Origin of the sequence: Gracilibacillus ureilyticus (assembly GCF_900111195.1) — a bacterium.
Classification (GTDB): domain Bacteria; phylum Bacillota; class Bacilli; order Bacillales; family Amphibacillaceae; genus Gracilibacillus; species Gracilibacillus ureilyticus.
In genome coordinates this window covers 469,514-492,477 of sequence record NZ_FOGL01000001.1, presented here as the reverse complement: position 1 = coordinate 492,477, position 22,964 = coordinate 469,514, and the positions used below count along the sequence as shown (strand labels likewise).

Sequence of the window (22,964 nt, the reverse complement as noted above, 5' to 3'; positions counted from 1 at the left end):
ATGCCAGAAGATTTAAGAGTAATTGATCTGCAATTAGAAAATGCAAATGAAGCATTGGACTTATTTGGAACAGAGGATAGACATCTGAAACAATTAGAAGAGCAATTGGCTGTGTCTATTGTTTCGAGAGGAGAACAGATTAGTGTTTCAGGAAGCGATGCTGACATTACAATCATCGAAGAAGTATTAAATGGGTTATTAACTATCATCCGGAAGGGAATTTCTGTTTCTGAACGTGATGTAATCTATGCGGTTGAGCTGGCGAAAAGGGGAAAAATTGATCAGCTTGCCACATTGTTTGAAGATGAAATTACAAAAACAGCAAAAGGAAAATCCATACGGGTAAAAACGTTAGGTCAACGAAATTATTTACAGGCAATGAAGCAGAATGATCTCGTGTTTGGTATTGGACCTGCTGGGACAGGTAAAACGTATTTAGCTGTAGTGATGGCGGTACAGGCGTTAAAAAGCGGTAAAGTTAAACGGATAATTTTGACAAGACCAGCAGTAGAAGCAGGAGAGAGCTTAGGGTTTCTGCCAGGTGATTTAAAAGAGAAAGTTGACCCTTATTTGCGGCCACTATACGACGCTTTACACGACGTTCTTGGTACGGAGCATACGATGCGATTAATCGAAAGAGGAACAATTGAAATCGCTCCGTTAGCTTATATGAGAGGCCGTACACTGGATGATGCTTTTGTCATTTTAGATGAAGCCCAGAATACAACAGCTGCCCAAATGAAGATGTTTCTCACACGCCTAGGTTTTGGTTCAAAGATGGTAATAACAGGGGATATTACACAAGTTGACTTACCGAAAGGTGTTTATTCCGGTTTAGTGGAAGCGAAGGATAAACTGACCAGCATGAAAGGGATCAGTTTTGTTTACTTGTCTCAGGCGGATGTTGTCAGACACCCGATTGTCCAGAAAATTATCGAAGCATATGAAAATAATATATAAATATCAGAAGACTTGGATCATGCAGAGGGGATAGTATTTGGATCCAAGTCTTTGTAAAATAAATGAGGGATGGATATGAACAAAGATCGTATCATACAGTTACTAACACATTTTTTTCGTCATGACTGGCTTCGTTATCTAATGACAGCCATAGTCTGTACTGTCATTTTCTTTTCTTTAACTTATACAAATGTTTATATGGAAACATATGATATTGAGAAGTTTTCGACCGCAAAAGAAACGATACGATCTCCGATTACCATTGAACATACAAAGGAAACGGAAAGAAGAATCAGGGATGCTGTTCAGTCTGTAGAAGATCATTACGAGATTTCTTCAGATGTAACAGAAGAACAGGTAGCTTCCGTTAATGAAATTTTTGAAGTGATAGAAAAGATTGAATCAGAAGATTTGAAAAAAGAATTATCCAAACCGACCATTTCCATTAGTGATAAAGTTTCTTACTTAAAACAGCTGGTGGAAGAAGAATCGGTCAGGGAAATGGATTCCGCTGTTTTTACAGCCTTATTCAGAGCAGAACCGGCAGATCGTTTACTTGCTAAAGAGCTACTTAACTCTTCTTTATACGACGCATTCCATACTGGAATAAAAGTAGGGGAAGAACAACAGGTAATTAGAAGAATTGAACAGAAATTAAGCTATTCCACACTGGATTACTCACTGGTTCAATCATTACAGCCACTGATTGTATTTGGAGTTGAGCCAAACTCATTCTTTTCTGCAGATGAGACAAACGAGGCCCAAAAACAGGCGAGAGAAGGGGTAGAGCCTGTCCTCATTCGGGCGGGAGAACTGATCGTGGAAGAGGGACAGTTAATTACAAATGAGATATATGAGGAATTGGAAATTACAGGATTGCTTAATGAAGAAAGAAACGTCTTTCCACTGATTGGACTTTTAATCCTCATGCTGCTTTTAGGTATGTTGATTTTCCTTGAACTGAACCATGCGAAAAAAACAACCTATTCATTAAGAAAGCTAGTAGCAATTATTATTATGAGTGGTGTGATTGTAAGCGTAATGAAAGTCATCAGTTTATATGTGACAACAGATAATCCCCTGTACTTTATTACACCGATCGCAACGGTATCCATGTTATTGAAAATACTAATAAGAGAACGTATAGCAATCGTTTTTTCGATTATTTATGCGATTGTCGGCAGTGTGGTGTTTAATGCGAATTTGCCTGGGCTGCTTAATATGGAAGTAGGCATTTATTTTCTAATCACACAACTGGTAAGTATTTATTTTCTGGCAATTGTGAAAGATAAGGCTGCTGTTGTAAAAACAGGAGTTGGGGTTGCATTAATGAATGCTATCACTGTATTTCTATTTTTATTATTATCTTTCGAAAAATATGACTGGTCTGATTATTTATTGTTTGGAAGTTACGGTTTTTTATCAGCAATTATTGCAACAATATTAACAGTAGGTATGCTGCCGTTTTTCGAATCAGGTTTAGGTATATTATCTGATGCAAAGTTATTAACACTTTCCAGTCCTAATCAGCCATTATTACGAAAGCTGTTGATTGAAGCACCAGGAACCTACCATCATAGTATTATGGTTGCTAATTTAAGTGAAGCATCCTGTGAGGCGATTGGCGCAAATGGCTTATTAGCAAGGGTAGCAGCATATTACCATGACCTGGGGAAAACCGTCCGGCCGCATTATTTTATCGAAAACCAGATGGGTATGAAGAATCCGCACGAATACCTTGATCCATACCAGAGTGCTGAAATCATTTTACAGCATCCTGCCGATGGGGCTAATTTACTTAGGAAAGAAAAGCTGCCACAGGAGATTATTGATATCGCTTTGCAGCATCATGGTACAACACTGCTTAAGTTTTTTTACTATAAAGCAAAAGAAAAAAATGAAAAAGTGAAAGAAGAAGATTTCAGGTATGATGGTCCGAAGCCTGCCACGAAAGAAGCAGCCGTTGTTTCCATATGTGATTCGATTGAGGCAGCAGTCCGGTCATTATCAAATCCCGATCAGAAAGAGATTGAAAAGATCGTTTCTGCTATTTTTCAGGATCGTATGCTTGATGGGCAGTTAAGTGACAGTTCATTGACTTTTATGGAACTAGAGCAGATGAAAAACGTGATATGTGAAACATTAAAAGGGATATACCATTCGAGAATTCAATACCCTAAGGAAGAGAAAATGAAGGAGGCCAGGTAATGATGGAAATTGATTTTATAGACGATACAGGAAAAGTAGCTAAAGATCATATGGAGCTAATAGAGGACCTGTTAGTATATGCGGCAAAAGAAGAAGAGGTATCCAGTTTAGCAGAGCTTTCTGTTACTTTTGTGGATAATAATGAAATTCAGCGTTTGAATAAGCAGTATCGGGATTTAGATAAACCTACAGATGTTTTGTCTTTTGCATTAGAAGAAGAAACAGAGGAAGAAATAGAAATTGTGGGAGAAGATATGCCTGTTATGCTTGGTGATATCATTATTTCGCTTGATAAAGCAGAGGAACAGGCAAATGATTATAACCACACATTATCCAGAGAACTAGGTTTTTTAGCATTGCATGGCTTTTTGCATTTGTTAGGGTACGATCATATGGAAGAGGAAGAAGAGAAAAAGATGTTCGGTAGACAAGAGGAGATCTTAAATGGCTTCGGATTATCAAGGTAAAAAGTGCTTTCACTTTGGATTCAAGTATGCATTAAACGGTTTAATGTATGCCATTAAAAAAGAACGCAATGTAAAGATACATCTTCTCGCAACGGCAGTGGTTTTTATTCTCGGTATCTGGACAAAACTATCCTTTATTGAATGGGCTGTGCTTAGTCTGACATGCGGTACAGTGATAGGTATGGAGGTTATGAATACTGCGGTGGAGACCGCATTAAATTATCTGGAGCCAAATAAGAGAATAGCTGTTGGTCTCGCGAAAGACCTGGCGGCAGGGGCAGTTTTAGTGACAGCAATCTTTGCAATTATCATTGGTTGCTGTATCTTTTTGCCGCATTGGATAAACTGATTTGCAAATAATAACAGTTGTGAAAACATTACCACTAGTTTTGTCGAAAGTATGAAATGAAGTGAAATTTATTGTATGATATACATATACAAGGCAACATGAATAACGGAGGAAACTTAATGGAAAAAACTTTTAAATCAGGATTTGTAGCAATTATTGGCAGACCGAATGTAGGAAAATCTACTTTTATGAATCGGGTAATCGGACAAAAAATTGCAATTATGAGTGACAAAGCACAGACTACAAGAAATAAAATACAGGGTGTTTATACGGATCAGGATAAACAAATTGTGTTTATCGATACACCTGGTATTCATAAACCAAAACATAAACTTGGGGATTTTATGGTAAAGATAGCTGAAAATACGTTAAATGAAGTGGATGCGATCATGTTTATGATCAATGCTGATGAAGGTTACGGTCGTGGTGATCAGTATATCATTGACAGGCTGCAATCAAATAAGACGCCCGTATTTTTAGTGATTAATAAAATTGACCTTGTACAGCCAGATGAATTATTGCCTCTTATAGAGCAATATAAGGACAAGTACCCTTTTCAGGAAATAATTCCGATCTCTGCTCTGGAAGGGAATAATGTAGAACATTTAATGGACGTTTTTGCAGATTTTCTGCCCGAAGGTCCGCAGTTCTATCCGGAAGACCAGGTTACAGACCATCCGGAGAGATTTATAATCGCAGAGTTAATTAGGGAGAAGGTTCTTCATTTAACGCGAGAAGAAATCCCTCACTCTGTTGCGGTTGTTATTGACCAGATTAAAAACAGAGATAGTAACGATAAATTGCTTGTACAGGCAAGTATTATCGTTGAGCGTAAATCCCAAAAAGGAATTATTATCGGAAAACAGGGACAGATGTTAAAAGAAATCGGACAAAGAGCGAGAAAAGATATAGAGGGTCTGCTTGGCTCCAAGGTATTTCTTGAATTATGGGTGAAAGTACAGGAAAACTGGCGTAACAAACCCCATCATTTATATGAATTTGGATTTAAACAAGATGAATACTAGGTTGTTTTCTGTCCAGCAATGATCATACATGGTAAATATTATTACTAATTGAAAGTCTGTTTTTAGGTAATTCTATTAGTGAGCACAATGAAAGACAACCAAAAGGAAAGGTGAGGTTTATTGTGATCGATGTACCATGGAAAATTTTCAGTCAAACAGGGAATATAGAAGCATACTTATGGATGAAACAAATCGAACTAGAAGAAACATCCGAGGTTGAACAGCAATCAATAGACGATCCATTATTAGAAGATACACATTTTTAAATAAAGAAAGGGAATGGTGAAGCTTGTGTTTGAAAAAATGGAAGCTTTTGTTTTAAGAACACAAGATTATGGGGAGACGCATAAAATTGTAACACTTCTTACACCGACCATGGGGAAAATCGGAGCAATTGCCAGAGGTGCAAAAAAAACAAAAAGCAGAATGGCTGCGATTACGCAGCCATTTATTCATGGTTCTTTTTTAATTCAGCCAGGGTCGAACCTTGCTACAATTCAGCAAGGGGAAGTCATTCATTCTTTCCGCAAAATACGTGAGGATATATTTCTCACAGCATATGCTAGTTTTATAGCAGAGTTAACAGACAAAGTACTTGACCCGAAAAAATATAATCCCATTTATTATACCCAGCTTTTGCAAACATTAAAATGGCTTGAACAGGACAAAGACCCTGAGATTCTTTCCATGATTTATGAATGGAAAATGTTTCAGGCTGCAGGGATAGCTCCGGTAATAGACCATTGTGTGAATTGCGGAAGAAAAGAGAATTTGTCGCATTTTTCCATTCAGGAAGGCGGAGTCCTTTGCAGCAGCTGTCAGCAGAAGGATGCTTACGCCTTCTTTCTGAATGAAAATCTGTATAAATTGCTCAAAATTTTCTCATGGGTCGAATTGGAGCGGATTGGCAATATATCAGTAAAAGAAGAAAATAAGCGTATATTAAAACAGCTTATGGACCAATACTATGAAAGATATGGCGGATATTTTCTGAAATCAAAGCGGTTCTTAAAGCAAATGGATCAGTTGCAGGATAGAAACTAGTTGACAATAAAAAAGATATTTCGTATGATTTAGTAATAAATTAAACATTGTCTGTATTGAAAGAGAATAGTACTGATTGTTTTCCATTTTAAGCGAGTCCGGAGTGGTGGAAGCCGGGTATTGGAATCATTAGGAAGGCGCTCTGGAGCAGTTAATTCTAAAAGTGGTTGTTTCTTTTTTTATAGAAGAGACAACAAATAGGGTGGAACCGCGGAGAACCCGTCCCTATGCTTTATCAATAATACTGATAAAGCATAGGGACGGGTTTTCAATGTGGAAAAAACAAATTATCGTAAATTGGAGGGATTTAATCATGAATATACAAGAAATGATATTAACATTACAAAAGCACTGGTCTGATCAAAACTGTATCTTAATGCAGGCATATGATGTCGAAAAAGGTGCAGGAACAATGTCACCAATGACATTGCTTCGCAGTTTGGGACCTGAACCATGGAATGTCGCTTATGTGGAGCCATCCAGAAGACCTGCGGATGGCCGTTATGGTCAAAATCCAAACCGCCTGTATCAGCACCATCAGTTTCAGGTGATTATGAAGCCGTCACCTGATAATATTCAGGATCTTTATTTACAATCACTGGAGAAATTAGGGATTGATCCAAAAGAACATGATATCCGTTTTGTTGAAGACAATTGGGAAAATCCAACACTTGGTGCAGCAGGTTTGGGATGGGAAGTATGGCTTGATGGGATGGAAATCACTCAGTTCACTTATTTCCAGCAAATCGGCGGGCTTGAAGCAAAACCAGTCGCTGTGGAAATTACATATGGTATTGAACGGCTGGCTTCTTATATTCAGGATAAGGAAAATGTATTCGAATTAGAATGGACAAGTGGCGTTACAGTTGGAGATATTTTTTACCAGCCGGAATTTGAACATTCCACATATACATTCGAAGAATCCAATACAGACATGCTGTTTACCCTGTTTACCACATATGAAGAAGAAGCGAAAAGAACAATGGAGAAAGGGCTCGTTTTTCCTGCATATGATTATGTACTAAAATGTTCTCATACCTTTAATCTGCTTGACGCGAAAGGGGTAATTTCAGTAACCGAACGTACGGGATATATTGGCAGAGTGAGAAATCTGGCAAGAGAAATTGCCAAACTGTATGTGGCTGAACGTGAAAGACTTGGATTCCCGATGTTGAAAGGAGAGAGTGTGACAAATGACAACAACTAATGTTTTATTTGAAGTTGGTTTAGAAGAGATGCCTGCTCGTTTTATGAATGATACGGAAGCACAGTTAAAAGAGAAAACGGAAGCATGGTTAAATGATCTTCGGTTAAATTATGATTCAATTACGACGTATATTACACCGAGAAGGTTTGCTGTTGTGATAAAACAATTGCAGTCAAAACAGGACGATCAGGAAGAAGAGGTAAAAGGGCCTGCAGAGAAAATTGCAAAAGATGAAAATGGTGACTGGTCCAAGGCAGCTGTCGGTTTCTCCAAAGGACAAGGAAAAAATGTAGAAGATATCTACATAAAAGACATCGATGGCACGAATTATATTTTTGTGAAGAAATTTATCGAAGGAAAAAGTGTCGATGAATTACTGCCTGCATTTAAAGATATCATTCTCGATCTTCATTTCCCGAAAAATATGCGCTGGGCTGACCAGAATCTGCGTTTCATCCGCCCGATTAAGTGGCTTGTTGCATTAAATAATGAAAATGTCATTCCATTTGATATCACAGGAGTGAAAACAGGACAAGTTACATATGGGCACAGGTTTCTCGGCGGCAAAACTGTATTGAGTGATCCTTTGCAATATGAACAGCTATTGGAACAGGAATATGTCATAGCAGATGCCGCTAAGCGAGAACAGTTAATTGTGAATGGTATTAAACAATTAGAAAAAGATAAAGGATGGACTATTCCCATTGATTATGAGTTACTAAACGAAGTAAAACATCTGGTAGAATATCCGACTGTTTTCTCCGGTACCTATCATGAATCATTTCTGGAAATTCCGAAAGAAGTGCTGATTACATCAATGAAAGAACACCAGCGATATTTTCCTGTGACAAATAATAATGGTGATTTGCTGCCATTTTTCGTTGCAGTCCGGAATGGAACGGATGAACATATCGAAACAGTTTCACGCGGTAATGAGAAAGTATTGAGAGCAAGGCTGCAAGATGCACAGTTTTTCTATGAAGAGGATCAGAAACTATCCATCGACAGAAATATCGAACAATTATCCCGCATGGTATTTCAGGAAAAACTTGGAACAATTGCAGATAAAGTCAGCCGTGTCACTGAAATAGCTGCAATGATCTCAAGTAAATTAGGCCTTGATGACCAGGAGTTGCGTAAAGTCAAAAGAGCAGCGGAAATTTGTAAATTTGACCTTGTGACAAACATGGTAACAGAGTTTACAGAACTGCAAGGTGTCATGGGCCGTAAATATGCCGAAATATTTGGAGAAGATAAAGATGTGGCCCAAGCAATTGAAGAGCATTATATGCCAAAAAACGCTAATGCAAAGTTACCGGAATCGGTTACAGGAGCGGTAGTAAGTATTGCCGATAAACTGGATACCATCGTTGGGTGTTTCACTGTTGGCTTGATTCCAAGTGGTTCACAGGACCCTTATGCATTAAGAAGACAAGCACTTGGTGTCGTTCAAATTGTCAGTGATAGAAAATGGAAGCTGAATATAAGTGACATTCTGGAACAGATTCAAGTCTTATTTGAATCACATGTTAAGGAAGAAGCTGAAAAAAAACAGGTTCATCATCAATTAGAAACATTTTTCAAGCAGAGAACAGCATATATTATGAAAGAGGAAAAAATTGAATCAGATATTATTGATGCAGTTCTTGCGACTGAATTGAAAGGTGTTTCCTTCCTTTTCGCAAAAGCGTCCTTATTAAGTGCAAAACGGAATGATACAGCATTTAAGGATAAGCAGGAAGCGTTTGTCAGAGTATTAAACTTAGCGAAAAAGGCTGAGCCGCATTATCTTGTTAACCAGGAGCTTTTCGTTAATGAGGAAGAGCATAATCTTTACAAGGCGTATAATCAGATGAAAGAGGACTACGCAGCCACTCTTCAGTCACAAGCAGCCGAAGAAGCACTCGAAGTGTTGGGCCGTCTTGTTAATCCGATCCATCAGTTTTTTGACAATACGATGGTTATGGATGAGAATTTACAAATACGGGAAAATCGACTGGCTCTGCTCTTAGCCATTGCACAAGAAATAATTAAGTTTGCTGACCTTGCTGAAATTAATTGGAAACAATCGCAAGCATAAGTAGAATGCAGGAGGAAGCATGAACATATGGAAAAAGCAATCATTTATGTTGTTTCTGATTCAGTAGGAGAAACAGCAGAATTTGTGACAAAAGCAGCATTGAGTCAATTTATGGATGAGAATGCGTATGACTTATATCGCATTCCATATGTAGAAAATATAGAAGTTTTGCGTGGTGCCGTGTACCATGCAAAACAATTAGGGGCAATGATAGGTTTTACTTTAGTTAATCCTGTCCTGCGTGAATTTCTGATTCAGGAAGCAAGGAATAAACAAGTAGAATGTGTCGATATTCTTGGACCAATGCTTGAGGCGATGGAAAGAAAATTCCACAGAAAAGCTAAGGAAGAACCAGGATTAATCCACCGGTTGGATGAAGATTATTTCAGAAGGGTGGAAGCCATTGAGTTTGCAGTCAGATATGACGATGGCCGCGATCCCAGGGGAGTAATGCAGGCGGATATTGTTTTAATTGGAGTTTCGAGAACTTCGAAAACACCTTTATCACAATATCTAGCACATAAACGTTTAAAAGTAGCGAACATACCTATTGTCCCTGAAGTTGATCCGCCGGAAACTTTATTTAAAATCCCATCGCAAAAATGCATTGGGCTAAGAATCAGTTCTGAAAAACTAAACAGTATACGAAAAGAAAGATTAAAAAGCCTGGGACTTGATGATACTGCCAGCTATGCAAATATGGAGCGAATCCAGGAAGAACTGAATTACTTTGATCAACTGATCCAGCGAATTGGCTGTCCTGTAATAGATGTTTCCAACAAAGCAGTTGAAGAGACCGCTAATATTATTCTTAATATGATCAATCAACCTTACTGGAATATGGATACTAGAGAACAGTAAAGGATATTCCGCAGCTTTTGAAGGGGGAAGTCCCCCTTTCTGTTCTTCTTAAAAGCTTATAATTGGAAAATTAACATGTTTTGTTTTATAATTAGAATTTGTGAAATAAGGATATCATAGAATATATTTTCTTATACTTACATTTTTTAAAGCAAATGTTCTAATTTTTCTATAAAATTTTCAGTAAAAGAAGGAATTTATTCATTTTTGTAGAATTGTTATCATAAGTTATTTATTTTTTTCGACAAAAATCCATGGATGTTATACTTAAAAGTTTAATTTCTATTACAAAGGCTATAGAAGTATAGAGAACATTAATTCATTGTTTTATTTAGCTTCATTTAGCATCAGGTGAGAAAAATGTCGAAACAAAAAGAATGAAACAGAATTGATGGAAAATGGTGAATATTATGGCTAATCACTATCACTTGGATGATCAGACGATTGCTGAGATCCAGACTTCGAATGATATCGTAGATATTGTTGGTGACTATGTACAATTAAAGAAACAAGGAAGAAACTACTTCGGATTATGCCCATTTCATTCAGAAAATACACCATCTTTCTCAGTTAATCAGGAAAAGCAAATATTTAACTGTTTTGGTTGCGGAAAAGGTGGAAATGTTTTCACCTTTTTGATGGAAGTGGAGGGGTTTACTTTTCCACAATCTGTCCATCATTTAGCTGAAAAATCCGGCCATCAGCTGGATTTGCCGCAGCATTTAAGTGAAATGGAAGACCGGCCTAAGTCTGAAGACCAGACGATTTTGGAAGCTTATCAATGGTTAGCTAAATTATATCATCATTTGCTGTATCATACAAAAGATGGGAAAAAAGGTCTGGAATATCTACATCAGAGAGGTTTTTCTGATGAGACGATTGAAAAGTTCCAAATAGGTTACTCCCCGCCTTCCAAAGATTTTATCGTTAAATTTCTGGAGAAGAAAGGATATCATCGCCAGCTAATGGTGAAAGCAGGGTTTTTAACAACAAACGATCAGACAAATTACTATGATCGTTTTCGTGGCAGAATTATCTTTCCCATCAGAAATGCGATAGGCAAAACAGTTGGATTTGGCGGTCGGTCTATGGATGGGCAGGAACCCAAATACTTAAACAGTCCAGAATCGGACCTTTTCCAAAAGAGTAAGCTTCTTTATAATTTTGACAATGCCAGAAGTGAAATCAGACGAAAAAGTGAAGTAATTCTGTTAGAAGGATATGCTGATGTTCTCGCCCTTCACCAGGCTGGAGCTGCGAACGTAGTCGCTTCCTTAGGTACTTCATTTACTGATTCACATGCCAGTATACTGAGAAGATATGTTGATACTGTTATCATTTGTTTTGATGGGGATACTGCAGGCCAGAATGCGACATACAAAACATTAAAGCTGTTAAAAAAAGCAGGCTGCTATGTGAAAGTTGCGATGCTGCCTAATGGTTATGACCCTGATCAATATATTCAGGAATTTGGCGCAGAGGCCTTTCATCAATCTATACTGGACACACCTGCTTCTGAAATGACTTTTTTAATTAGCCATTTGAAGAAAGATTATAATTTAAATTCAGAAGGAGATCGACTGCAATACGTCGAAAATATTATTAGTGAAATAGCACTACTTGAAAGTTCCATACAAAGGGATCATTATTTAAGGGAACTTTCCGAACAATTTTCCATATCATATGAAGCATTACAGCAGGATCTGGCAGTAAAATTGCAAAATAGCAAAAAAAATGATGATAACCGCAAAAACTTTGGTAATACTAATGAAGGAATTCGAAACAATTACCAAAATAAGCAAAAAGTTTTACCTGCCTATCAAAATGCGGAAAGACGCCTTATTGCATTTATGCTTCAGAATGCTCAAATCGCGGAAAGAGTGCAGGAATCATTAGGTTCGAAATTTAATATGGAACAGCATCAAATTATTGTAACCTATCTATATGGCTTTTATGAGGCTGGGAACCAACCAAATCCAAGCCATTTTCTTACATTTATAGAGGATGAGCCAATACAGAAGCTAGTTGTAGAACTATCTATGCTCGACTGTAATTGGGAAATATCAGATAGAGAGTTAGAAGATTACATTCAGACGATTTTAGCTGAGCAAGACGACCACAGCAAAATCAAACAGCTAGAGAGAGAACAAAAAGCAATGGAGAAAAACGACCCGGTAAAGGCAGCCCAAATTGCAATGGAAATCATAAAGATAAGGCAACAATCAAAAAGAGGAAGTAGAAGTTAGCTTTTGGAAGGAGGGGCACTCATGGCAAATAATAAACCGTCACGTTCTAAAGAATCTGATTTAACACTGGAGCAGGCAAAAGAGCAATTAGTTGAGATCGGTAAGAAACGTGGTGTATTAGCATATGAGGAAGTTGCAGAAAGATTGTCAAATTTTGAATTAGAATCTGATCAGATGGATGAATTTTATGAACAGTTAGGTGAACAAGGTGTTGAAATAGTAGGTGATGCTGAAGAGGACCCTACATTACAGCAATTATCAAAAGAGGAAGAGTTTGACTTAAACGATTTAAGTGTTCCGCTCGGAATTAAAATAAATGATCCTGTACGTATGTACTTAAAAGAAATCGGACGGGTAGACTTGTTATCTGCATCAGAAGAAATCGAACTGGCAAAGAAGATTGAAGAAGGCGACGAGTATTCAAAAAAACGTCTCGCTGAAGCAAACCTTCGTCTTGTTGTCAGTATTGCCAAACGATATGTCGGAAGGGGTATGTTATTCCTGGATCTTATTCAGGAAGGGAACATGGGTCTGATTAAAGCCGTCGAAAAATTTGATTTCAGAAAAGGGTTCAAATTTAGTACGTATGCAACATGGTGGATCCGTCAGGCGATTACAAGAGCGATTGCAGACCAGGCTCGTACAATTCGTATCCCTGTTCATATGGTTGAAACAATTAATAAATTGATCCGTGTCCAAAGACAGTTACTACAGGATCTAGGCAGGGAACCATCTCCTGAAGAAATTGCAAAAGAAATGGAGTTAACACCAGATAAAGTAAGAGAGATTCTTAAAATCGCTCAAGAGCCAGTCTCCCTGGAAACACCAATTGGTGAAGAAGATGATTCCCACTTAGGTGATTTCATTGAAGACCAGGAAGCTACCTCTCCTTCAGATCATGCAGCATATGAACTGTTAAAGGAACAACTGGAAGATGTCTTAGACACGTTAACAGACAGAGAAGAAAATGTACTAAGATTAAGGTTCGGATTAGATGATGGCAGAACGAGAACACTGGAAGAAGTAGGGAAAGTATTCGGAGTAACGAGAGAACGGATTCGTCAGATTGAGGCAAAAGCATTAAGAAAACTTCGTCATCCTAGCCGGAGCAAACGACTAAAAGACTTTTTGGAATAAAATAAAATCTGCCTTCCGTGTCTTTTCATGGAAGGTTGTTTTCTATCTATCGACTTTCTTCCCTAAATAATCGCCAAGATAAACCGATATATAGATATGTAGGAAAATATTCGATTAGGGATGGTCTTATGGATGCTGAAAGAAAAGATGTTATTGTAAAAGAAATTAATTACTGGAAGTCCCATCATCTTTTGCCTGAACAATATTGTGATTTTTTAATTGCTTTGTATACAGAAGGCGAAGGCACCGAGGAAAGCCAGACAAAATCTAAAAAGACACCATATTATTTACTATTTTACTTTTTTAATACACTTTTGTTAATCATGCCAATGTTAATTTATTTACTTGTTGAATCTGTTACATGGCAAATAATCGGAATATTACTTGTACTGCTTTCAAATATGTGGATGATTGGTATTTTTAAGAAAAATGAACAATTAAACGAAGGTTATGCTGTAATGACATTGCTCGTTAATTTCCTAATATCAACATCGCTTTACTTAAATGATTTATTTAAGGAAGTACTTATCACATATGCTTGGATTTTTATTAACAGTATATCATGGATAGTTTTTGGAAAATGGAAAAATCATTTCTTTTTACAGGTAGCGGGTGTATTTGTATTTATTATTGCATGTATTCTCACAGGTTTTTATTATTTTTAGACAATTTGATGAAATTTTTTTGTTTTGCTTTTCTATTTGCTAAATTTAAAGTAAAATAGAGATGGTTTTGTATTATGTTTTCCTATACATAATGAGGGAATGAAGAAGATTCGGTGAACTGAAGGAGGAATGATCATGAAAAAGAATCCGGTCATACCATTTGCATTAATTGCAGTATTAGGTATTGTGGCAATGATTGTTTTGTCAGTTATAGGTTTGGATGAACAAGATAGGATTGCAAATGGTGGAGAAGAGGGAGAAACCGTTAATACCGATCCAGAAGCAATTGCACAAAGTTGTATAGGCTGTCATGGCGGTGATTTAGAAGGTGCTTCAGCCCCGAGCTTACAGAATCTGGAAAGTAAATATTCTGTTGAGGAAGTAGAAGATATCATTAATAATGGTATTGAAGGGACTGCAATGCAGGGAGGTATAGTACCATCTGAAGAAGCGGCAATACTGGCTGAATGGCTGGTAACTGGTGAAACAGGCGAAGCTGCTGGTGAATCAGAGGAAGCTGCAGAAGAAGAAGGTCACTAATTATATGTAAAATAAAAAGCTTTCTGTTATATTTAACAGGAAGCTTTTTATTACCATGAGCTCAATAATACATGTTAGGAAGGGATAGGAAGGATGTTATCCAAACGGTTAAAAAGAGTGGCAGATTATTTGCAGCATCCGGTATATTTCGCTGATATCGGATCAGATCATGCATACTTACCTTGCTATATTTGCAGAGAGGATCCTGAAGCAAAAGCGATTGCAGGGGAAGTAAATGATGGTCCTTATAATAGAGCTAAGAAAACAGTGGAAGAAAATGAGTTAACAGATAGAATTCAGGTTAGAAAAGGAAATGGATTGGAGATTATCTCACCAAAAGATCTGCTTAACCAGATTACCATTGCTGGGATGGGTGGTAAGCTAATCAGGAGTATTCTTGATAAAGACAAAGAAAAATTAATGAATGTAACCAGATTGATATTACAGCCAAATATTGATGCAGATCTTCTAAGAGGATGGCTGGTGAATAATTATTATCACATTGCTGCAGAAGAAATACTAGAAGAAGACGGGTATATTTATGAGATTCTGGTCGCAGACAAGGTAAATGAAAAAGCTGTGCTGACAGAAAAAGAGCGTTTATTTGGACCCAAATTATTAATGGAAAGAAATAAAGTGTTCCTGAAAAAGTGGAAATCAGAGCGAGAAAAAAGAATAAAATTACTGGAATCTATGAAAAAAGCAAAACAAGTTCCGAGCGACAAAATAGCACACTGGGAAAAAGAAATACAAATGATAGAGGAGGTAATCAGCCCCTATGACTAAAGTAAGAGATATCATTGAATTATTTGAACAGTGGGTTCCAACAGGTTATGCAGAATCTTGGGATAACGTCGGTCTTCAAATTGGCAATCTTAATAATCAGGTAACGAAAGTAATGACAACATTAGATGTCACGGAGCAAATTGCTGATGAGGCAATAGAGAAGAAGGCAGATTTCATTTTGGCTCATCATCCTTTATTATTCCAAGGTGTAAAGCAGATTGAAGAAAATGACTTTAAAGGTAAAGTGATTCATAAATTAATTAAGCATGATATTTCTGTTTATGCAGCACATACCAACCTGGATATTGTCAATGGAGGAGTGAATGACCTGCTTGCAGACCTATTGCAAATAAAGAACAGGGAACTACTTGTTCCGTCATTCACTGAAAAGTTATATAAATTTGCAGCATATGTTCCACAAACCCATACAGAAAGTTTTATTGAGGCAATTGGACAAGCTGGTGCGGGACATATCGGCAACTACAGCCACTGTACTTTCCGGACAGCTGGAACAGGAGCTTTTAAACCACTGGAAGGTACTAATCCTTATATCGGTGAACAAGGGAAATTAGAACAAGTGGAAGAAGATCGAGTGGAGACGATAGTAAAAGAAATACAACTGAATCACATTATTGAAACAGCAAAGAAAGCTCACCCGTATGAAGAAATGGCTTACGATATCTTACCAATGAAAAATAGTGGAGAGGTATTGGGATTAGGCAGGATTGGTGAAATTGAGGAAGAAAGAAACCTTGCTGATTATGCCGAGCATGTGAAAAAGGTATTTCAACTTCCGTTTGTCCGATTTGTTGGAGATCCTTACAAGGTAGTTAGAAGAGTGGCCGTGCTTGGCGGCAGTGGAAAAGGATACATAGAGGATGCTATCAGGCATGGCGCAGATGTCTATATAACAGGTGATTTAACATTCCACGAAGCCCTTGATGCCAAGGAACAAGGAATTGGATTAATAGACCCGGGACATCATATTGAACAGGTAATGAAAGTTGGAGTCAAAGAGTTTTTTGAAAACAATATCAGCAAACTTCCGAACAAAATTGAAGTGATCAGTTCAGAGATATCAACAGAACCATTTCAATGGAAATAACAAAAAGCCGGTGACTCCGGCTTTTTTGTTATTTCGCTTTTACTTTTGGTAATATTTTTTCTTTTTTTACTTTTGAAGTTAAATCCCATGTATCCGGATTTGCTGCTTCATAATTTTCAATAAAAGTAATAACTTCCTTCGTTATTGGCGTAGGTGTAGAAGCTCCGGCTGTAATTGCCACTTTTTTCACACCATCCAGCCAGTTTAAATCAATTTCTGTTACATCAGCAATTCGGTACGCCTGTGTACCTGCATGCTCGATAGAGACCTGTGCAAGGCGATTTGAGTTGTTACTGCGGGGATCACCTACAACTAAAGTCAGATCAGCTTCCTTAGCCTGTTCTGCGACAGCTTCCTGTCTAACTTGTGTAGCCATACAGATCTCCTGTTCCATTTCCGTTTGCGGGTATTTTTCCTTTACTCTCTGCATCACATCATAGACATCCCATTGACTCATTGTAGTTTGATTTGTAACAAGAATTTTAGCTGATGGGTCTATTTCCAGATGTTCCACATCGTCTTCAGTCTGGATCAGATGGACATAACCAGGCGCAACTCCTATCGCACCTTCCGGCTCAGGATGCCCTTTTTTGCCAATATAGACAATCTGATAACCCTCTTTGACTTTTTCTCTGATCAAATCATGTGTTCTCGTTACATCGGGACATGTTGCGTCAAGGACGGTTAATCCTTTATCCTTTGCTTTCTGTTTCACTTCTGGTGACACACCATGTGCGGTGAAAATAACTGTACCCTCATTAATATCATCTAATAACTCAGAGCGGTTTTTTCCGTCTAATGTAAATACGCCCTGTTCTTCAAAGGCTTTTGTAACATGTGAATTATGAACAATCATACCAAGTATATAAATAGGTCGAGGTAGATTGGGATCCTTAACAGCATTCTGTGCAATAACCATTGCATCAACAACTCCATAACAATAACCACGTGGAGCGATTTTGATTACTTCCATTCGGCTTCCCCCTCTGTACTTTCTATCTCAGATAAAGTAGAATATTAAATAATGGACACGCTTTTGTCCAATACTTTTATTATAAAGGTATTTTCACCAATTGACAAAGATATTTGTAAGTAAGAAGGAGATCATAATGAAAAAACATTTATTCAAACAGTATGCATTAGAAGAGTGGATGTATGACGTAATAGGCGAACTAGGATTTTATGAACCGACACCGATTCAGTCCAAAGTCATCCCTGAAGCATTACATGGTAAAAATATCATCGGACAATCTGAAACTGGTTCTGGAAAAACACACGCTTTTCTTATACCATTGTTAAACAACCTTGACGAAAAATTACAGCAGACACAGGTGATATTAACCGCACCGACAAGGGAATTAGCTATTCAGATATATGATGAAGTAAAAAAAATTATGCAATTTGCTGATAAGGAAGATACCTGGCGTGCAAAGCTGATTATTGGCGGAACTGATAAAAAGCGGATGATTGAAAAAATAAAAGAGCCTCCACATATTATTGTGGCAACACCAGGAAGGCTTCTTGATTTGTTAAATGAAGATGTTTTAGATATTTATGCAGCGAAAGCTTTTGTTATGGATGAAACTGATTTAATGCTTGAATTAGGTTTAATTGACGAAATTGACCGTATTTTATCTAAAGCAGATCCTAAAATACAAGTAATGGTATTCTCTGCAACCATTCCAGAGAAACTACAGCCGTTTTTAAAAAAATATTTGCACGCACCAAAGTATATTAAAATGGATGACCGTCTGGCACCTGAAAACATGGAACACCGGATGATTCATTTAAAACACCGTGAGCCGGCCAATGTAATATATCAAATATCTACAGTAATCCACCCATATTTAGCAATTATTTTTACCAATGGGAAAGAGAAAGCAAATGAGTTAGCAGACCAGCTGCAGGAAAAAGGACTGAATGTTGGACTAATCCACGGAGGACTTTCTCAAAGAGAGCGGAAAAGAGTATTAAAAGAAATACAGCAATTGAAATATCAGTATATAGTGGCAACAGACCTTGCAGCACGGGGAATCGATATTAAGGGAGTAAGTCATGTAATTAATGCAGAGTTACCAAAAGAAGAAAGCTTTTATATTCACAGAGTTGGCAGGACAGCGAGAGCGGGTATGGAAGGAACTGCAATTAACTTATATACAGATCAGGATATAGAGCTGGTTAAAAAGCTTGAGAAAAAAGGGATTACCTACACATTTTACGATATCGTAAAGGGCGAGTGGCAGGAATCAAAAGCATTTAATGCAAGACAGAAGAGAGCTAAGCATGAAAATGAAACAGAGAAACAAGCATGGAAACAAGTTAGAAAACCAAAAAGTGTTAAACCAGGCTATAAAAAGAAAATGAAGCAGCAGCAATTGAAAGCAAAAAAGAAAATCCAAAGAAATACATTTAAAAAGAAATAGTTCAGGGAGAGATTGATATATGTTGAAAATAGGGTCACACGTATCTATGAGCGGGAAAAAAATGTTACTTGCATCAGCTGAGGAAGCAATTTCTTATGGTGCAAATACGTTTATGATCTATACAGGGGCACCACAAAATACGAGAAGAAAACCAATTGAAGAATTAAATATTGAAGCAGGAACAAAATTTATGGAGGCAAATGACATCAATGATATCGTCGTCCATGCCCCATATATAATAAATATCGGAAACGCAGTGAAAAAGGAAACCTTTGAGTTAGGTGTAAACTTTTTAAAGAATGAAATCGACAGAACAGAAGCCCTTGGTGCCAAACAAATTGTCCTTCATCCAGGAGCGCACGTTGGGGAAGGGGCAGAAACTGGCATTAAGAAGATCATTGAAGGATTAAATGAAGTGCTGGATCCAGAACAGGATGTTCAGATTGCTTTGGAAACAATGGCTGGAAAGGGTTCAGAAATCGGACGTTCATTTGAAGAACTGGCACAAATAATTGATGGTGTTACCCATAATGAAAAATTATCAGTTTGTATGGATACCTGTCACGTTCATGATGCCGGTTATAATGTTATGGAGGACTTTGATGGTGTCCTTAATCAATTTGATAAAATAATAGGCATCGACCGTATTAAAGTTGTCCACGTGAATGACAGCAAGAATATTCAGGGTGCAGGGAAAGATAGACATGAAAATATTGGATTCGGCCATATAGGATTTGAAGCATTACACAAAGTCATTCATCATCCACAATTGGAGAATTTACCGAAAATATTAGAAACTCCGTATGTAGGTGAGGATAAGAAAAACAAAAAAGCACCATACAGATTTGAGATAGACATGATCAAAACAGGAACATTTGATGAGGATTTAAAAAATAAAATTATGGCGCAATAAGAAGAGCTTGACATATGTCAAGCTTTTCCTATAGGAAGCAGTTATTCAAACATATCTTCCAGTCCGTAGTCTTTAATTAATTTTTGAAAAAGATGATGGCATTTTTGTGCTGTTTTCAGGTCAGTAATTTGAGCTAACTTTTTCAGCATTTTCGTACGATCGTTCGCCTTAGTGGGATCGTATTGATGGTTTTTCAGGTGCTGGCTGATTTCAGCTGCCTGATTTTTTGTGATGGAAATATTATATTGCTGGGCATAATTATATAGCGTCTCCGCCTCAATTGATTGCAATTTACGTAAAAGAATCATCTTCTTAAAACCATTCATATTATTTATAACTCCTTTACTATCCATAATGACGATCAAATCCCGATAATACATTTTATTTATATTATATGAAAAATATGTTTAGATGTTTGGTTATTTGGTTATATATTAAAATGTATGATTTTGCTCAAATCGACAGTTTTCGATAGTGTCTTACATAATTTTCTCGTAAAAGAAGTCAATTATCGGAAGGGAACTAAACAGTAAAGGAGTGCAAGGATTTGGTGAAAAAACTGCTATGGGTCATGACTTGTTTTGTGTTTTTGATTGCCGGTTTCTCTATGTATAAAATAACACAATACAAAGCACAAATTGACAATTTAAAAGTCGATAAAGTGGAATTGACCAACAAAATCAGTCAAATGGAAACACAGACGGCATATTTATTAAATAATAATCCAACGAAACTGGACTCATCTAATTTTGAATCATGGTCAAATTATTTTGAAACTGCTGAAATTATGGTAAAGGACAGTGGAGGTAATTTTCTAAGGCCGTGGGCCACTTTTTTAGTTAAAGAAGCAGAAAAATATGATATTGATCCTTTCCTGGTTTATGAACTGCTTAAAGTGGAGAGTGGTGCCACTTTTAATCCAACATTAATTGGGCCAAAAACAAGGTATGGCCATGCACACGGATTAGCACAATTTATGAAAAATACGGCGCCTTGGGTTGCAGATATGGCAAAACTTCCTTATGAAGATGAGTTGCTGTATGACCCATATTATTCAATAAAACTTTCTCTCGTATATCTGGACTATTTGTATGATCAATACCAGAATTGGGATGAAACATTAACGGCTTATCACAGAGGAATGACCGGAATGAAACGGTATAAATTAAAGAATGGGCATGCGAAAAGTGAATATGCTTTAATGATTCAAACAAATGCAGAGAAACATGATTTATTAGCAATAGCGAAATAAGAATGACAGAGAAATATTACCACGAAATTATCATTAGTGGATAGACATACTAGTAATGTACCTCTAAATAACAAGGAGGGTTGCAGTATGTCAAATGAACATGAGCAAAATCGAGTAGAGGATGCACCAAAAATTAATAATAATGACCAGAATATGAATCAGATTGCGCCAACCGATGAACTTTATGCGGTAGATGAAGCATATAAAAGGGAAGCGGAAGCCTCACAGGAATTAACAGCAAATGAATTCAACCGTCCTGTAACAAACGAGGAACAGGGAACGCAAATGCAAACAAATGTAAACTCCGTGTTCGGGTGGATCGGTTTGATAATGGCGCTTGCTTCTTTCTTTGTATGGCCGTTATTAATGGCAGCAGGTGGTTTGATTTTTGGTTTTGTTTCCAAGAAACAAGGTGCAGACACATTAGGTAATTCAGCAATTGTGATATCTGTTATATCACTGATTGTTTCAATAATATTATTGCCACTATTTTAAATGAAAAGCAGCATACCAGAATTATCTGGTATGCTGCTTCTTTTTGAATATTAGTTAAACTTCCTGAGTTTCCGCTTTTTGTTTTTCTAAATACTCTTCTGCAATCTTATCAACTTCTTTTTTCAACTCTTCTACCATTGTTTCTTCCGGTACTTTTCTTATAATTTCACCATGTCGGAAAAGCAAACCTTCTCCGCGAGCACCTGCAATACCGATATCTGCTTCTCTTGCTTCACCAGGGCCATTTACTGCACATCCAAGAACGGCTACTTTTATTGGCGCTTTAATAGTGGAAATATATTCTTCTACTTCATTGGCGATTTTTATTAAATCAATTTCGATCCGGCCACATGTTGGACAAGAAATGAGTGTTGCAGCATTTGACGCAAGGCCAAAAGTTTTTAACAATTCTCTTGCGACTTTTACTTCTTCAACCGGGTCTGCACTTAAAGAAATACGCATTGTATTTCCAATACCTTTGCTTAGAATGGCACCCATACCTGCAGCACTTTTAATACTGCCCGCAAACAATGTACCGGATTCTGTAATCCCGAGGTGCAGGGGATATGGAATAACTTCTGCCGCTTTTTCATATGCTTCAATCGCTAATCTGACATCGGATGCTTTTAATGATACGACAATATCATGGAAATTAAGATCTTCTAATATCTTAATATGGTGCAGAGCACTCTCCACCATACCATCTGCAGTAGGATAACCATACTTTTCTAATATATGGCGTTCAAGTGATCCTGCATTCACCCCGATACGGATTGGAATACCTTTTGCTTTGGCTGCATTTACAACAGCTTCCACTTTATCTCTTTTTCCGATGTTACCAGGATTTATTCTTATTTTATCAGCGCCGCCTTCAATTGCTTTCAAAGCCAGCTTATAATTGAAATGTATATCAACTACCAATGGTATATTAATTCTTTTTTTGATCTCCGGAATGGCATTCGCTGCACGTTCATCAGGACATGCTACACGAACGATTTGACAACCTGCTTCTTCAAGACGATTAATCTCATTAACAGTTGCTTCCACATCATGGGTTTTTGTTGTGGTCATTGATTGAATAACTACTTCATCTTTACCACCAACCATTACATTCCCCACTTTAACAGGTCTTGTATCCCTTCGATGTATTAATGCCATAAAATATATCGCTCCCTTTGTATATTGGCCTAAATGATCAATA

The 22,964-nt window shown here is 37.2% G+C and carries 23 protein-coding genes and 1 other annotated feature; of the genes, 20 read left to right on the top strand and 3 right to left on the bottom strand.

Annotation, left to right across the window (positions count from 1 at the left end; translation table 11 throughout):
• The 16 genes from BMW36_RS02570 to BMW36_RS02495 all read left to right on the top strand — a co-directional run bounded on the left by BMW36_RS02570 (position 1) and on the right by BMW36_RS02495 (position 16,680).
• Positions 1-960 (top strand): PhoH family protein, encoded by a 960-nt coding sequence (locus BMW36_RS02570; protein WP_089738652.1) that lies wholly within the window; start codon positions 1-3, stop codon positions 958-960.
• A 75-nt stretch (positions 961-1,035) separates the two neighbouring features.
• The gene (locus tag BMW36_RS02565; protein WP_089738649.1) at positions 1,036-3,168 is read left to right on the top strand and encodes an HD family phosphohydrolase; all 2,133 of its coding nucleotides are present in this window, start codon (positions 1,036-1,038) and stop codon (positions 3,166-3,168) included.
• 2 nt (positions 3,169-3,170) lie between these two features.
• Entirely contained in the window at positions 3,171-3,635 is a 465-nt protein-coding gene (gene ybeY / locus BMW36_RS02560) for an rRNA maturation RNase YbeY (protein WP_089738873.1), read from the top strand.
• Positions 3,613-3,984, top strand: a complete 372-nt coding sequence (locus BMW36_RS02555; protein WP_089738648.1) for a diacylglycerol kinase family protein — start codon at positions 3,613-3,615, stop codon at positions 3,982-3,984. The genes ybeY and BMW36_RS02555 overlap by 23 nt, the downstream gene beginning before the upstream one ends.
• A gap of 119 nt (positions 3,985-4,103) precedes the next feature.
• Complete coding sequence (gene era, locus BMW36_RS02550; RefSeq protein ID WP_089738645.1) at positions 4,104-5,009, top strand: GTPase Era; 906 nt, start codon at positions 4,104-4,106, stop codon at positions 5,007-5,009.
• 122 nt (positions 5,010-5,131) lie between these two features.
• Positions 5,132-5,275 (top strand): YqzL family protein, encoded by a 144-nt coding sequence (locus BMW36_RS02545; protein ID WP_089738643.1) that lies wholly within the window; start codon positions 5,132-5,134, stop codon positions 5,273-5,275.
• A 25-nt stretch (positions 5,276-5,300) separates the two neighbouring features.
• On the top strand, positions 5,301-6,053 hold the full coding sequence (gene recO, locus BMW36_RS02540) for a DNA repair protein RecO (RefSeq protein WP_089738871.1): 753 nt from the start codon (positions 5,301-5,303) through the stop codon (positions 6,051-6,053).
• A gap of 47 nt (positions 6,054-6,100) precedes the next feature.
• Positions 6,101-6,283 (top strand) — a binding site (T-box leader).
• Between the two features lie 83 nt (positions 6,284-6,366).
• A complete protein-coding gene (gene glyQ / locus BMW36_RS02535) occupies positions 6,367-7,260 on the top strand; it encodes a glycine--tRNA ligase subunit alpha (protein ID WP_089738641.1) in 894 nt (297 codons plus the stop codon).
• Positions 7,247-9,340 (top strand): glycine--tRNA ligase subunit beta, encoded by a 2,094-nt coding sequence (gene glyS, locus BMW36_RS02530; protein ID WP_089738639.1) that lies wholly within the window; start codon positions 7,247-7,249, stop codon positions 9,338-9,340. The genes glyQ and glyS overlap by 14 nt, the downstream gene beginning before the upstream one ends.
• A gap of 27 nt (positions 9,341-9,367) precedes the next feature.
• Positions 9,368-10,201 carry a pyruvate, water dikinase regulatory protein gene (locus BMW36_RS02525; RefSeq protein ID WP_089738638.1) on the top strand — a complete coding sequence of 278 codons (834 nt, stop codon included), beginning with the start codon at positions 9,368-9,370 and terminating at the stop codon, positions 10,199-10,201.
• Positions 10,202-10,611: 410 nt separating this feature from the next.
• Positions 10,612-12,447, top strand: coding sequence for a DNA primase (gene dnaG / locus BMW36_RS02520; protein ID WP_089738636.1), 1,836 nt, complete (start codon positions 10,612-10,614; stop codon positions 12,445-12,447).
• Positions 12,448-12,468: 21 nt separating this feature from the next.
• Complete coding sequence (gene rpoD, locus BMW36_RS02515) at positions 12,469-13,584, top strand: RNA polymerase sigma factor RpoD (protein ID WP_089738634.1); 1,116 nt, start codon at positions 12,469-12,471, stop codon at positions 13,582-13,584.
• A gap of 128 nt (positions 13,585-13,712) precedes the next feature.
• Positions 13,713-14,249, top strand: a complete 537-nt coding sequence (locus tag BMW36_RS02510) for a hypothetical protein (protein ID WP_089738632.1) — start codon at positions 13,713-13,715, stop codon at positions 14,247-14,249.
• A gap of 135 nt (positions 14,250-14,384) precedes the next feature.
• Positions 14,385-14,789, top strand: coding sequence for a cytochrome c550 (gene cccA / locus BMW36_RS02505; protein ID WP_089738630.1), 405 nt, complete (start codon positions 14,385-14,387; stop codon positions 14,787-14,789).
• Between the two features lie 93 nt (positions 14,790-14,882).
• The gene (locus BMW36_RS02500; RefSeq protein WP_089738628.1) at positions 14,883-15,575 is read left to right on the top strand and encodes a tRNA (adenine(22)-N(1))-methyltransferase; all 693 of its coding nucleotides are present in this window, start codon (positions 14,883-14,885) and stop codon (positions 15,573-15,575) included.
• Positions 15,568-16,680, top strand: a complete 1,113-nt coding sequence (locus BMW36_RS02495; RefSeq protein ID WP_089738625.1) for a Nif3-like dinuclear metal center hexameric protein — start codon at positions 15,568-15,570, stop codon at positions 16,678-16,680. Before BMW36_RS02500 ends, BMW36_RS02495 begins: the two co-directional genes overlap by 8 nt.
• A gap of 28 nt (positions 16,681-16,708) precedes the next feature.
• On the opposite strand, the gene BMW36_RS02490 is transcribed toward BMW36_RS02495, so the two are convergent.
• Positions 16,709-17,653: a 4-hydroxy-3-methylbut-2-enyl diphosphate reductase gene (locus tag BMW36_RS02490; RefSeq protein WP_089738624.1), complete on the bottom strand. Its 945-nt coding sequence runs from the start codon at positions 17,651-17,653 to the stop codon at positions 16,709-16,711.
• Positions 17,654-17,789: 136 nt separating this feature from the next.
• On the opposite strand from BMW36_RS02490, the gene BMW36_RS02485 reads away from it, so the two are divergent.
• Positions 17,790-19,103, top strand: coding sequence for a DEAD/DEAH box helicase (locus BMW36_RS02485; RefSeq protein WP_089738623.1), 1,314 nt, complete (start codon positions 17,790-17,792; stop codon positions 19,101-19,103).
• Between the two features lie 19 nt (positions 19,104-19,122).
• Positions 19,123-20,016 (top strand): deoxyribonuclease IV, encoded by an 894-nt coding sequence (locus BMW36_RS02480; protein ID WP_089738621.1) that lies wholly within the window; start codon positions 19,123-19,125, stop codon positions 20,014-20,016.
• A 41-nt stretch (positions 20,017-20,057) separates the two neighbouring features.
• Here BMW36_RS02480 and BMW36_RS02475 read toward each other — a convergent pair whose 3' ends face one another.
• Positions 20,058-20,342 (bottom strand): DUF2624 family protein, encoded by a 285-nt coding sequence (locus BMW36_RS02475; RefSeq protein ID WP_089738619.1) that lies wholly within the window; start codon positions 20,340-20,342, stop codon positions 20,058-20,060.
• A gap of 224 nt (positions 20,343-20,566) precedes the next feature.
• On the opposite strand from BMW36_RS02475, the gene BMW36_RS02470 reads away from it, so the two are divergent.
• Together BMW36_RS02470 and BMW36_RS02465 are read left to right on the top strand one after the other, a co-directional pair.
• Positions 20,567-21,268 carry a lytic transglycosylase domain-containing protein gene (locus BMW36_RS02470; RefSeq protein ID WP_245711564.1) on the top strand — a complete coding sequence of 234 codons (702 nt, stop codon included), beginning with the start codon at positions 20,567-20,569 and terminating at the stop codon, positions 21,266-21,268.
• Between the two features lie 87 nt (positions 21,269-21,355).
• On the top strand, positions 21,356-21,763 hold the full coding sequence (locus BMW36_RS02465) for a hypothetical protein (RefSeq protein WP_089738617.1): 408 nt from the start codon (positions 21,356-21,358) through the stop codon (positions 21,761-21,763).
• A 54-nt stretch (positions 21,764-21,817) separates the two neighbouring features.
• On the opposite strand, the gene ispG is transcribed toward BMW36_RS02465, so the two are convergent.
• Entirely contained in the window at positions 21,818-22,921 is a 1,104-nt protein-coding gene (ispG, locus tag BMW36_RS02460) for a flavodoxin-dependent (E)-4-hydroxy-3-methylbut-2-enyl-diphosphate synthase (protein WP_089738615.1), read from the bottom strand.
• Between the last annotated feature and the right edge of the window lie 43 nt (positions 22,922-22,964).